The sequence below is a fragment of the Pseudomonas sp. GL-B-26 genome (assembly GCF_019947405.1).
Taxonomy (GTDB): Bacteria; Pseudomonadota; Gammaproteobacteria; order Pseudomonadales; family Pseudomonadaceae; genus Aquipseudomonas.
Genome location: NZ_JAGYGJ010000024.1, coordinates 88669 through 99920, shown reverse-complemented (window position 1 = coordinate 99920; position 11252 = coordinate 88669). Strand labels below are relative to the sequence as shown.

General features: G+C 58.6%; 9 protein-coding genes, 4 tRNA genes and 2 pseudogenes. 10 read left to right on the top strand and 5 right to left on the bottom strand.

Going from position 1 to position 11252, the window contains the following annotated elements:
- Both KGB23_RS17275 and KGB23_RS17270 read right to left on the bottom strand, forming a co-directional pair.
- Positions 1-118: pseudogene (locus tag KGB23_RS17275) on the bottom strand (two-component sensor histidine kinase); the annotation flags it as partial.
- A complete protein-coding gene (locus KGB23_RS17270; protein ID WP_046046464.1) occupies positions 118-876 on the bottom strand; it encodes a response regulator in 759 nt (252 codons plus the stop codon). The gene KGB23_RS17270 and the pseudogene KGB23_RS17275, both read right to left, overlap by 1 nt.
- Positions 877-1168: 292 nt before the next feature.
- On the opposite strand from KGB23_RS17270, the gene pyrF reads away from it, so the two are divergent.
- Complete coding sequence (pyrF, locus tag KGB23_RS17265; protein WP_161990885.1) at positions 1169-1867, top strand: orotidine-5'-phosphate decarboxylase; 699 nt, start codon at positions 1169-1171, stop codon at positions 1865-1867.
- 101 nt (positions 1868-1968) lie between these two features.
- Here pyrF and KGB23_RS17260 read toward each other — a convergent pair whose 3' ends face one another.
- Positions 1969-2973 carry an NADP-dependent oxidoreductase gene (locus KGB23_RS17260; protein WP_223431940.1) on the bottom strand — a complete coding sequence of 335 codons (1005 nt, stop codon included), beginning with the start codon at positions 2971-2973 and terminating at the stop codon, positions 1969-1971.
- Between the two features lie 236 nt (positions 2974-3209).
- Between KGB23_RS17260 and KGB23_RS17255 the strand changes: the two genes are divergently transcribed.
- From KGB23_RS17255 to KGB23_RS30465, 4 genes and pseudogenes are all read left to right on the top strand, one after another.
- Positions 3210-3971 carry an SDR family oxidoreductase gene (locus KGB23_RS17255; RefSeq protein ID WP_223431939.1) on the top strand — a complete coding sequence of 254 codons (762 nt, stop codon included), beginning with the start codon at positions 3210-3212 and terminating at the stop codon, positions 3969-3971.
- A gap of 184 nt (positions 3972-4155) precedes the next feature.
- Positions 4156-5547 (top strand): PLP-dependent aminotransferase family protein, encoded by a 1392-nt coding sequence (locus KGB23_RS17250; protein WP_223431938.1) that lies wholly within the window; start codon positions 4156-4158, stop codon positions 5545-5547.
- A gap of 108 nt (positions 5548-5655) precedes the next feature.
- Positions 5656-6759 (top strand): annotated as a pseudogene (locus KGB23_RS30470) (HAMP domain-containing protein); the annotation flags it as partial.
- Positions 6739-7620 carry a methyl-accepting chemotaxis protein gene (locus tag KGB23_RS30465; protein WP_371317146.1) on the top strand — a complete coding sequence of 294 codons (882 nt, stop codon included), beginning with the start codon at positions 6739-6741 and terminating at the stop codon, positions 7618-7620. The pseudogene KGB23_RS30470 and the gene KGB23_RS30465, both read left to right, overlap by 21 nt.
- 483 nt (positions 7621-8103) lie before the next feature.
- Here KGB23_RS30465 and KGB23_RS17240 read toward each other — a convergent pair whose 3' ends face one another.
- Positions 8104-8862, bottom strand: a complete 759-nt coding sequence (locus KGB23_RS17240) for a hypothetical protein (protein ID WP_191623573.1) — start codon at positions 8860-8862, stop codon at positions 8104-8106.
- Positions 8863-9255: 393 nt separating this feature from the next.
- On the opposite strand from KGB23_RS17240, the gene KGB23_RS17235 reads away from it, so the two are divergent.
- From KGB23_RS17235 to KGB23_RS17220, 4 genes are all read left to right on the top strand, one after another.
- A tRNA-Glu gene (locus tag KGB23_RS17235) sits at positions 9256-9331 on the top strand.
- A gap of 2 nt (positions 9332-9333) precedes the next feature.
- Positions 9334-9409: transfer RNA gene (locus KGB23_RS17230), tRNA-Gly, on the top strand.
- A gap of 105 nt (positions 9410-9514) precedes the next feature.
- Positions 9515-9590, top strand: a tRNA-Glu gene (locus KGB23_RS17225).
- A gap of 3 nt (positions 9591-9593) precedes the next feature.
- Positions 9594-9669 (top strand) — tRNA-Gly (locus KGB23_RS17220).
- Between the two features lie 58 nt (positions 9670-9727).
- On the opposite strand, the gene KGB23_RS17215 is transcribed toward KGB23_RS17220, so the two are convergent.
- Positions 9728-10597, bottom strand: coding sequence for a response regulator transcription factor (locus KGB23_RS17215; protein ID WP_223431936.1), 870 nt, complete (start codon positions 10595-10597; stop codon positions 9728-9730).
- 409 nt (positions 10598-11006) lie between these two features.
- Here KGB23_RS17215 and KGB23_RS17210 point away from each other — a divergent pair, with 409 nt between their 5' ends.
- Positions 11007-11201, top strand: coding sequence for a Flp family type IVb pilin (locus tag KGB23_RS17210; RefSeq protein ID WP_223431935.1), 195 nt, complete (start codon positions 11007-11009; stop codon positions 11199-11201).
- The last annotated feature ends 51 nt before the right edge of the window (positions 11202-11252 follow it).

The window sequence follows — 11252 nt, the reverse complement described above, 5'->3', positions numbered from 1 at the left end:
GGGGCGGCGGCGGGCCGTAATAGTGAAACCAGAAAAATGCCAACAAGTGCGCCAGGATGATCGCCACCAGCAGCATGCCAAACAGGCGGCCGAAGAGCGTATCGAAGCGCACGCGCATCAGCCGATGTCTCGGGCGTCGAACAAGTAGCCCTCACCGCGAACGGTTTTGATCAGCTGCGGCGCTTTCGGGTCATCACCGAGTTTCTGGCGCAGGCGCGAGACCAGCAAGTCGATGCTGCGATCAAAGGCTTCGATCGAGCGACCGCGAGCGGCATCCAGCAGTTGTTCGCGGCTGAGTACCCGGCGCGGGCGTTCGATGAACACCCAGAGCAAACGGAACTCGGCGTTGGACAGCGGGACCACCAGGCCATCGGCGGCGATCAATTGGCGCAGCACGCTGTTCAGGCGCCAATTGTCGAAACGGATGTTGGCCCGCTGTTCAGTGCGATCGTCGCGCACCCGGCGCAGAATGGTCTGGATGCGCGCCACCAATTCTCGCGGTTCGAACGGCTTGGCCATGTAGTCGTCGGCGCCCAGTTCCAGGCCGATGATCCGGTCGGTGGGTTCGCAGCGGGCAGTGAGCATCAGAATCGGGATGTCCGATTCGGCGCGTAGCCAGCGGCACAGTGACAAACCGTCTTCGCCGGGCAGCATCAGGTCGAGCACCACCACGTCGAAATGCTCCGCTTGCAGCGCCAGGCGCATCGCGGCGCCATCGGTGACGCCGCTGGCGTGAATGTTGAACCGGGCCAGATAGTCGATCATCAGTTCGCGGATCGGGACGTCATCGTCGACGATCAGGGCGCGAATGCTCCAGCGTTTGTCATCACCGGGCGCTTTTTGATCGTCATTCACAGGTGCGAGGAGGTTGTGCATGCGTGCGTTCATCTGCCAGGTAGGCTGCCAACCACAAAGATGGGCTGCGAGGTTGTGGTTTCAGCATAGGCGTCCGGCCCGGAGGCGGGAAGTGCTGTAGGACGTGTTGCGGCTGCCGAAGGTAACGTTGAAGGGTGTTGCAGGCGTGTCATGTGTGTATCTGACTCGACACAATGGGTGCAAGGTCTAGTCTTGCTTGAGCCGCCTCGACGAATTACCGATCATCGGGTCCCGCAGAGGCGCTGGTTCCGCTACAATGCGCGCCGATTTCGACCTGCCTGAGAGCCCACTCATGTCCGCCTGCCAGACTCCTATCATCGTCGCCCTGGATTTCCCCACCCGTGACGCCGCACTGAAGCTGGCCGATCAGTTGGACCCGAAGCTGTGCCGGGTCAAAGTCGGTAAAGAACTGTTCACCAGCTGCGCTTCGGAAATCGTTGGCACCCTGCGTGACAAGGGTTTCGAAGTGTTCCTGGACCTCAAGTTCCATGACATCCCGAATACCACCGCCATGGCCGTCAAGGCGGCTGCTGAGATGGGCGTGTGGATGGTCAATGTGCACTGCTCCGGTGGTTTGCGCATGATGGCCGCGTGCCGCGAAGTGCTTGACCAGCGCACCGGTCCGAAACCGCTGCTGATCGGCGTGACCGTGCTGACCAGCATGGAGCGTGAAGATCTGGCGGGTATCGGCCTGGATATCGAGCCGCAGGAGCAAGTGTTGCGCCTGGCCGCGTTGGCGGAAAAAGCCGGGATGGACGGTCTGGTGTGCTCGGCCCTCGAAGCCCATGCCCTGAAATCGGCGCACCCGTCGCTGCAACTGGTGACCCCGGGGATTCGTCCGGCGGGCAGCGCCCAGGACGATCAGCGCCGCATTCTGACCCCGCGTCAGGCGCTGGATGCCGGTTCCGATTATCTGGTGATTGGCCGTCCGATCAGCCAGGCAGCGGATCCAGCCAAGGCGTTGGCAGCCGTAGTCGCTGAACTGGCGTAAAAAGATCGTCCGAACGCGGCCCGAGCCTTCGGCAGCTCCTGCATGGGATCGCGTTCCCCCTGTAGGAGCTGGCGCAGCCTGCGATCTTTTGATCTACCGCTTTAAATCTTCAACACCAACTTCCCGAAATTCTCGCCGCTGAACAATTTCATCAGCGTCTCCGGGAACGTCTCCAGTCCTTCAACAATGTCTTCCTTGCTCTTGAGCTGCCCTTTGGCCATCCAGCCAGCCATTTCCTGTCCGGCGGCCGCGAACTGTGCGGCATAGTCCATCACTACAAAACCTTCCATCCGCGCGCGGTTGACCAGCAGCGACAGGTAGTTGGCCGGGCCTTTGACCGCTTCTTTGTTGTTGTACTGGCTGATGGCGCCACAGATCACCACCCGCGCCTTCATGTTCAGACGGCTCAACACCGCGTCGAGAATGTCGCCGCCGACGTTATCGAAATACACATCGACGCCTTTTGGACATTCGCGCTTGAGGCCGGCGTGGACGTCTTCGTTTTTGTAATCGATGGCACCGTCAAAACCCAGTTCGTCGATCAGGAACTGGCACTTGTCCGCGCCCCCGGCAATGCCGATGACGCGGCAGCCTTTGATCTTGGCGATCTGCCCGGCAATGCTGCCCACCGCACCGGCCGCGCCCGACAGCACCACAGTGTCGCCAGCCTTCGGCGCGCCGACATCGAGCAGCGCGAAATAAGCGGTCATCCCGGTCATGCCCAGCGCCGACAGATAGCGCGGCAGAGGCGCCAGTTTCGGATCGACCTTGTAGAAACCTCGTGGCTCGCCGAGGAAGTAATCCTGCACACCCAGGGCACCGTTGACGTAGTCCCCGATCGCGAATCCAGGATTATTCGAGGCAACGACTTTGCCTACGCCCAATGCGCGCATCACTTCGCCGATACCGACCGGCGGGATGTAGGACTTGCCCTCGTTCATCCAGCCACGCATGGCCGGGTCCAGGGACAGGTACTCGTTTTTGACCAGGATCTGACCTGCAGCCGGTTCGCCGACCGGTACTTCTTGATAGGTGAAGGTCTCGCGGGTCGCCGCGCCCACCGGACGTTTGGCGAGCAGGAACTGGCGATTGGTCTGGGTAGTCATGACAGGCACTCAAGATGAATGAAGACTTGTTGATAGACCTTCATGAACGATGCCGCAAGTTTGGCTGATGCGGCGAATGCACATCGATTCAGTGCAGTGATAGTCGAACCGGCGGTTTTATCACTGTCACTCATGGGCACCCAACCGGCCTTCTGATAGTGCTGCCGCGCCGCAGGCCCTTGTGGCTAGATTGCGAACACGCGATTCCCCCGCATCTTCTCTTCGAGGACATAACAATGAGCATGACGTTTTCTGGCCAGGTCGCCGTTGTAACGGGCGCCGCCAATGGCATTGGCCGCGCGACCGCCCAGGCGTTCGCCGCTGAAGGCTTGAAAGTGGTCGTGGCCGACCTGGACGTGGCGGGTGGTGAGGGCACGGTGGCGCTGATTCGTACGGGTGGCGGCGAAGCCACCTTCGTGCGCTGCAACGTCACGCTGGAAAGCGATGTAAAAAATCTGATGGACGAAGTGGTCAACACCTACGGCCGTCTCGACTATGCCTTCAACAACGCGGGCATCGAGATCGAGAAAGGCAAGTTGGCCGAAGGCACGGTCGATGAGTTCGACGCGATCATGGGCGTCAACGTCAAAGGCGTCTGGTTGTGCATGAAGTACCAGTTGCCGTTGCTGCTGGCCCAGGGCGGCGGTGCAATCGTCAACACCGCATCGGTAGCCGGCCTCGGGGCTGCGCCGAAGATGAGTATTTACGCGGCGTCGAAACATGCGGTGATCGGCCTGACCAAATCAGCGGCCATCGAATATGCCAAGAAAAAGATTCGGGTGAACGCGGTGTGTCCGGCGGTGATCGACACCGACATGTTCCGCCGTGCCTATGAGGCCGACCCGAAGAAGGGCGAGTTCGCCAATGCCATGCACCCGGTCGGGCGCATCGGCAAGGTTGAGGAAATCGCCAGTGCGGTGCTGTACCTGTGCAGCGACGGCGCAGCGTTCACCACGGGGCATTCACTGGCAGTGGACGGTGGCGTTACGGCGTTCTGAATCCAGGCAGTGAAACGTAGGAAAAAACTCGCATTTGTGCGGGTTTTTTTTCGGTTCCTTAAAGGTGCCGGACAATGTGTTTCAAATGGTTAGAACCGACGGTTTTAGCGGCGTTGTCGCACAGCTGATCGAGCGCTCCTGTGATTAACTGTTTCCCGCAAAACGGACAGGAGTTTGCTTGCTCATGGAGTTGAGAATCGATCGACAGGCAATGGTGCCGGTCGTACAGCAAGTCGTCGACGCACTAGCCTGCTGGCTTCGCCATGGCGAGGTGCCGCCGGGGACGCGTTTGCCTTCCGTGCGGCAAATCGCCCGGATCAATTTGCTCAGTCAGTCCAGCGTCGTTGAGGCCTGTGAGCGTCTGGTGACTCAAGGGGTGCTGGCGTCGCGTCATGGCGCCGGTTTCATTGTCGCCGTGCCAGCGCTGGCCGCTCAGGGGCAACAGGATTGCCCCGGGTTCGAGGGGGCAGAAGTGAAGCAGGGCCGCACCTCGGGCGAACTCAAATTGGGGTGTGTCGGACTGCCCGAGAGCTGGCGCGAAACTGACGACCTGAGCTACGCGATCCGTCAGGTCAGTCGCACCGACATGGCCGGCCTGTTCAACTACAGCACGCCGCTGGGCCTGCCAGCCTTGCGCCAACAGATCAACAAACGGCTGAAACAGCTGGATATCGTGGTGGAGGAAAGCCGGATCCTGACAACGGCGGGGGCCAGTCAGGGGCTGGACCTGATCGTGCGGACCTTGTTCAAGCCGGGTGATTGCGTGGTGGTGGAGAATCCCGGTTATTCCTTGCTGTTCGACCTGCTCAGGCTGCACGGTGTCAGCATGATCGAGGTGCCGAGAACCCCGCACGGACCGGACATTGAAGCGCTTGAGGCACTGCTGGTTAAGTACAGGCCCTGCGGGATCTTTATCAATAGCTTCTATCACAATCCCACTGGCAGCAGCCTGGCGCCGGCGGTGGCGCAGCGGGTTGTGCAACTGGCCAAAACCTATGGCCTTCTGGTCATCGAGGATGACGTCTATGCGGATTTGCACAGCGGCCCCGGTACGCGCCTCGCTGCGTTGGGTATCGATGACAACGTGATCTACGTCGGCAGCTACTCCAAAACCCTCAGCAGTTCTTTGCGGGTCGGTTTTGTAGTGGCCGGCGCCGGGGTTATTTCGCGGCTGGCCGAGGTCAAGATGATCAGCAGCATGGGCGCTTCACGGTTTTGCGAGTCGGTGCTGGCAAGCCTTTTAGCCAGCGGTGCCTACCGAAAATTGGTCCAGCGCCAGCGCCAGCGTTTGAGCAATGACAGAGAGGCTGCGTTGCAAGTGCTTGAAGACGCCGAATGGGAGGTGTTTGGCAAGCCCGTCGGTGGCTTGTTCATCTGGGCGCGATCGCGGATGTCCGACTACGCTCAGGTGCGCAAACAAGCCCAGCGCTTCGGTGTCCTGTTGTCTTCTGCGACGGCATTCAGTCCCACCGCAGAGGCCAGTGACTGGCAGCGTATCAATGTGGCCTATGCCTGTGATCCACGAGCCCGGGCGTTTTTTCAGGCCACCGCTCTGGATCGACCTAAAGCGTTCTGAAAACGACGCGGGCGTAGCTTTTTGCCATTATTCAGACGCCAGAGACTTGTGTTGATACAGGCCCGTTGCGAATCTGCGTCAACAGACTATGTCAGGGGACTAAGTGCAATGATTTCGGCCGTGCAAGGACGTTTTGCCAACCTCGGTATGGCGAAAAAACTGGGTGTCGGGTTTGTACTGGTGCTGCTGTTGACCGCCTTGGTGGCGGCCATCGGCGTATGGTCCCTGCAAACCATCAGCCAGCGCTTCGAGGGGCTCAAGCAGATGTCGTCGCTCAACAGCAGTTTGCTCAAGGTGAGACTGCTCGAGCAGGAATACGCCTTGCACGGCAACCCGAAAACCGCAGACGCGCTGCGCGAGGGTGTTGACGGCCTGCTCGCTCTGGCAACCCAACTGAAAGCGGCGTCTGCGGCCAACGTGCCGGTGATGAATGACGTCGAGCAGTCCTTGGGGGCTTACCGCAAGGCCTTCGACGAGTTCGTCTCGCTCAGCCAGGCCAAGGACCTGGCACTGGAGATGGCCAGTTGGTCGGTGTCCAGCGTGGCCAATAACCTCGACGTGCTGCAGGCCGGGCTGGCCGATGACGGCGCTTATACCTTGAAGGAATCCGAAGGCAAGGACGGTGGTCAGTTTATCGAACAGGCCAGTCAGGTCAGCCAGGTGTCGCGGTTGATGTTGCAAGCCATGAACGAAGCGCGTGTGCGCCTGGACCTGAGCCGCAAGGGCGACGACAGCGCAGGGCAGGGCAAGATTGAGCAGGCCGACCAGGCACTGACCCAGGCCGAGCAGCTGAAAACCACGGTCAAGGATGAGGGGTACCAGACGGTCCTCAATGAAGTGGTCGGGCACATTGGCGGATTCAGCGAAAAACTCGCCGAATACACCGGCCTGCTGGCGCAGGAAAAAACCGTCTATGAGCAACTCCATCAGCGCGCCTCTCAGGTGGTGGAGCGGGTGGATCAGGCCTATGTCGCCGAAGACCAGTCGATGCAGGTGGAGCTGAAAAAGAACTCGCTGCTGATCATCGGTTCCTCGGCGCTGGCGTTGCTGGTCGGGCTGATTGCGGCCTGGGTGATTACCCGGTTGATCGTGGCACCGCTGCGCAGTGTGATCCGTGTTGCTCAACAGATTGCCTCTGGCGATTTGAGTGCGACGGTTGAAGTGACCCGACGTGACGAGATCGGGCAACTGATGCAGGCCATGCAGCAGATGGGCGCAGGGCTTAGCAGTATTGTCAGTGGTTTGCAGGCGGGTATCGAACAGTTGGCCAGTTCAGCGCAGTCGCTGTCGGCGGTGACCGAGCAGACCAATCTTGAAGTCAGCAGCCAGAAGGAAGAGACCGAACAGGTTGCTACCGCGATGAATCAGATGACCGCCACCGTGCACGACGTTGCGCGTAACGCGGAGGAGGCCGCTCAGGCGGCGCAGACGGCGGATGGCAAGGTTGAAAGTGGTCAGCAGGTGGTGCGCCAGAGCATGGCGCGGATCGAACAGTTGGCGGATTCAGCCACCTCGGCCAGTTCGAGCATCGAAAGTTTGAGTGCGGAAATCCAGAACATCGGCACGGTGCTGAGCGTCATCAAGAGTGTGGCTGAGCAGACCAATCTGTTGGCCCTCAACGCCGCGATCGAGGCGGCTCGAGCCGGCGAGCAGGGCAGGGGCTTTGCGGTGGTGGCCGATGAAGTGCGGGCCCTGGCCAAGCGCACTCAGCAATCGACCGAGGAGATTGAACGACTGGTGAGCGCCTTGCGTTCGGCGGCTCAGTCTTCTGTTCAGCAGATTCAGAACAGTGGCGAGCTGGTGAAGCTGGCGGTGAGTGATGCGTTGCAGACTGAGAGTGCGCTGGGGAGTATTGCGGCGGCAGTGTCATTGATTCAGCAGATGAACCAGCAGATTGCAGCGGCAGCCGAGGAGCAGAGTTCGGTGGCTGAGGAGATTAATCGCAGTGTTACGAGTATTCGGGCCAGTGCGGATCAGTCTTCGTTGGCGATGCAGGGGAATGCGGCTTCCAGTATTGAGTTGGCGCAGTTGGGGGTTGAGTTGAAGGGGATGGTGGGGCACTTTCGGCTTTGATTCTTTTCTGTGTACATATCCGTTGCTGCGGTAACGGCTGCTAATGGTTTCGCCCTTACGGCGACTCCCTTTGGCAAACGCCCCAAAGGAAGCAAAGGTCTCGCCCCGAGCGTCCGGCCCCTCGCTTAGGCTCGGCGTTCCTTCGCTCCGGCATTCATCTGGGGGCATCGCCTCCGGTCGGCTTCGCTTCGACCTCCTCTCGATGTGTTCGACTTCGTCGAACGGTGCTGCGCGCCTTCCCCCCAGATGAACACCTCCACTCAGCCTCCCGAAGGGGCGGGTGGATCAAGATCACAAGCTGCAGGCGAGCTAACGCTCGGCCTGTTGAGTGGTGAGGGGCGAAAGGCGTATGCCGATCCCCTGTGAGAGCTGGGCTTGCTCGCGATGGCGACTTGACGGCCGACCTATCTTTCCAAGGTGTACACACCAAACTCAACGCAAAAAAAAAGCCACCTGTTCAGGTGGCTTCTCTGTTTTTTGTGATCAGTCGTAGATCACTTTTTTCTTCCAGTCCGCATCGGCCTCGACGTCTTTGAGGCCTTCGGTCAGTTGGTTCACTTCGCCTTCTACCGGGGCTATGTTGTCCATGACTTGTGCGTTGGCGCGAGCCAGGAGTTTTTCCAGGTATTCCAGTTGTTCGGCGTAGACCTGGGGTTCCTGTTGTTTGCGCAGGTATTGCACGCCGCGTTCGAACGCCAGGCGGGCCTGGCCGGGCTGGTTCTGTTGCAGGGCGTGCTGGCCGAGGTTGTTGAAGAATTCGATGTGCAGCAGGACCAGGATGTGGCGAACTTCGCGGATCCAGCGTTTGGCTTCGTTGGTTGGCAGGAAGCCGTCCTGTGCGGCGCGGGTGATTTGGCCGTGCAGGGCTTCGAGCAGGAAGCGTACGTCTTTGGCTTTGGCTTCGGTCTGGATCGGTGCTGGCGGGTTGTTGACCGGGATCGATTCGCCTTGGCCGACCAAGGCGCTCAGTTCGCCAATCCGTGCCTTGAGGTTGGAGCTGGTTTTTTCCAGATTGAGCAGGCGTTGGCAGACGTTCAATTCCAGACGGGTCAACAGCAGCTTGAGGCCCGGTGTCATCAATTGGCCGGGAAAGGTCTCGGTAATTTCGCCGCAACGACGCAGACGATCGTTGAGCTCAACCTTGGTGCGGGCCTTTTCCAGCTTATTGTTTTCCACCACATGGTTCATGTAGCCAATGGCGATCAATAGTGCGATCCCGGCTACGACTAGCAGGGTGATCATGAGTGGTGTCACCGGTAAGACCTCTTTATGGGGTTCGCGTGCGAGTGTAGTGGCTTGGCTTTGGGACGCATAGCGCCACTCAGCGAGTTGAATCGGCTACCGCACTGCCTGTATCGGCCGCGTTCCTGCTTATATAAGTAATAGCGTGCGAGGTGCACATTGCCATCATCTTTGGCGTGGGTGGACTATAACGTCTTGGCGGGTGTCAGAATATAGGCGTCAAACCCCGGGCGACGGAAAGGCCGGATTAGTGTCTCAAAGCAGGGCGAAGTCATTGATTTAAATAAATTTATATCTGGGGGTTGACGACCCCTCAATCCATCCATAGAATGCGCGCCACTTACAGCGTAAAGCACACAGCGAAACGCGGTAGGGAGTGAATGTTGTACGTGTGTCCCCTTCGTCTAGTGGCCTAGGACACCGCCCTTTCACGGCGGTAACAGGGGTTCGAGTCCCCTAGGGGACGCCAATGCGGGAATAGCTCAGTTGGTAGAGCACGACCTTGCCAAGGTCGGGGTCGCGAGTTCGAGTCTCGTTTCCCGCTCCAATTTTAAACAGCGTTGCTTTCGGGCAGCGCTGAGTGAAACCAGAACCGGTATCTTCGGATACGGATTTGGGCACTGAAATACACACCATGTGTTTCAGTTAGCGTGTCCCCTTCGTCTAGTGGCCTAGGACACCGCCCTTTCACGGCGGTAACAGGGGTTCGAGTCCCCTAGGGGACGCCATTTGCGGGAATAGCTCAGTTGGTAGAGCACGACCTTGCCAAGGTCGGGGTCGCGAGTTCGAGTCTCGTTTCCCGCTCCATATTTAACAAAAACGCCGCTCAATGAGCGGCGTTTTTGTGTGCGCGTATAAAGCCGCATCAACCGCTGAGGCTTTGTACCAGGCTTTCGAGCGCTTCAGTGGTTTTTTCATCTTGCACCATTTGCGCAGCTGCAGTCGCTCTGAGTTGGCGTGCCAAGCGGTATTCGCTGGGCGTGCAGTTTGCGAACTGCTTGAAGGCACGAGCGAAGTAGGAAGGATCCTTGAAGCCGGCCTCATAGCCGATGCTGGTAATAGGCATCTGGCTGTTGTCGAGCAGTTCTTTGGCGAAGTTCATGCGCTTGTCCAAGATGTAATCCGTGAAGCCAAGTCCATTGGCTTCCTTGAACAGGCGGCTGAAGCGAAATGTCGTCATGCCGCAGCGCTGTGCCAAATCCCTCTGATCAATGCTGTCCCGAAAGTGCTGCTCGATGTACAGCATGATGTTGCTCAGCGCCTGATGTTTTTGGTGCCCGGAGGTCAGCCGGATGCTGTCCGGCAGGGTCGGGGAGTGGTCGATCAGCAGTGTCTTGCGGTGGTCGATAACATTCCGGCGCAGCTCGCAGAGCTGAACTACAGCAGTCAGGTAGCGACTCCTCTCGGTGACCGAGAGGGGGAGCACTATGTATTCCCAGACGCTGGAACGCATGGCCCAAACGGCCAGTTCCTCTGAGTGCTGCACGGTGAACATGGTGATTGGGATGGCCGGTGCGCTGCGTTTGATCTCCAGCAACAGCCTCAAGCCTGGTGTGTCGGGGCGATCGAAATGGATGCAGATCATGTCTGCGTGTTCCCCGATGGGCAGCACGGAGTTTTTCGCCAGTTTGCAGTCGCAGGTACCCTCGAACTGCGCGATGAGTTCTTTCGTGGATCGATCATGAGTCAGATCGAACCATAGGAGCGTTGGCCTTCTGGTCAAGTTGGACGTCATGTCTCTACTCTTGGATTCTTAGTGACTCTTGTCGCTAAGGAGTATCGTCAATGTGCCATCACCTTGCAGATTTAATCTCGATAGGAAAGACGATTTTTAGTTCTTTTCGCTCTATGGGTTGCCTGGAAAGCAGCCGCGGGCGACTGTTTGCTCGTGTGTTTTAGATGAGCCGGGTTGAACCGCTTATCGCTTGTGAATTAATGACAATCGCATTTGCCCTGCCATGCCTTGTTTACCCCTCCCGTTACTTCTGCAAAGGCCAATGACCCCTATTTGGCCGCTCCGCAAAAAAGTCCTAGCGATGTGCAAAATCCTCCTAACGCCTATGCCTTCACACTGACTAGGGTTGCATCAGGCAGCGCAAAACGTACTGCCTCAGAAAAAACAACATTCGAGTGAGGTGGGCAAAATGAACATGCAAACAATCAAGGCTTCGGTAGTGAAATTCGCCAAAGACGAAAATGGTCTGACCATTGTGGAATACGCGGTGGCGGGTGGGCTGATTACGGTGGCTGTCGCCGCAACGTTTGTATTGCTTGGAACCGCGGTGAATACCCAAATCAAGGGACTGTGCAACGCGGTCAAAGCTGGCAGCTGCCCATAACGATAATTCCCGTTAGGTGGCAGGTCGATGCCCATGGAGCCGGCGGTTGCT

Excerpts from the sequence above, each read along its gene's own strand:
- pyrF (WP_161990885.1), top strand. The coding sequence starts at position 1,169 with ATGTCCGCCTGCCAGACTCCTATCATCGTCGCCCTGGATTTCCCCACC.
- KGB23_RS30465 (WP_371317146.1), top strand. The coding sequence starts at position 6,739 with ATGCAGGCCATGCAGCAGATGGGCGCAGGGCTTAGCAGTATTGTCAGT.
- KGB23_RS17240 (WP_191623573.1), bottom strand. The coding sequence starts at position 8,862 with ATGATCACCCTGCTAGTCGTAGCCGGGATCGCACTATTGATCGCCATT.
- KGB23_RS17255 (WP_223431939.1), top strand. The coding sequence starts at position 3,210 with ATGAGCATGACGTTTTCTGGCCAGGTCGCCGTTGTAACGGGCGCCGCC.
- KGB23_RS17215 (WP_223431936.1), bottom strand. The coding sequence starts at position 10,597 with ATGACGTCCAACTTGACCAGAAGGCCAACGCTCCTATGGTTCGATCTG.
- KGB23_RS17260 (WP_223431940.1), bottom strand. The coding sequence starts at position 2,973 with ATGACTACCCAGACCAATCGCCAGTTCCTGCTCGCCAAACGTCCGGTG.
- KGB23_RS17250 (WP_223431938.1), top strand. The coding sequence starts at position 4,156 with ATGGAGTTGAGAATCGATCGACAGGCAATGGTGCCGGTCGTACAGCAA.
- KGB23_RS17270 (WP_046046464.1), bottom strand. The coding sequence starts at position 876 with ATGCACAACCTCCTCGCACCTGTGAATGACGATCAAAAAGCGCCCGGT.
- KGB23_RS17210 (WP_223431935.1), top strand. The coding sequence starts at position 11,007 with ATGAACATGCAAACAATCAAGGCTTCGGTAGTGAAATTCGCCAAAGAC.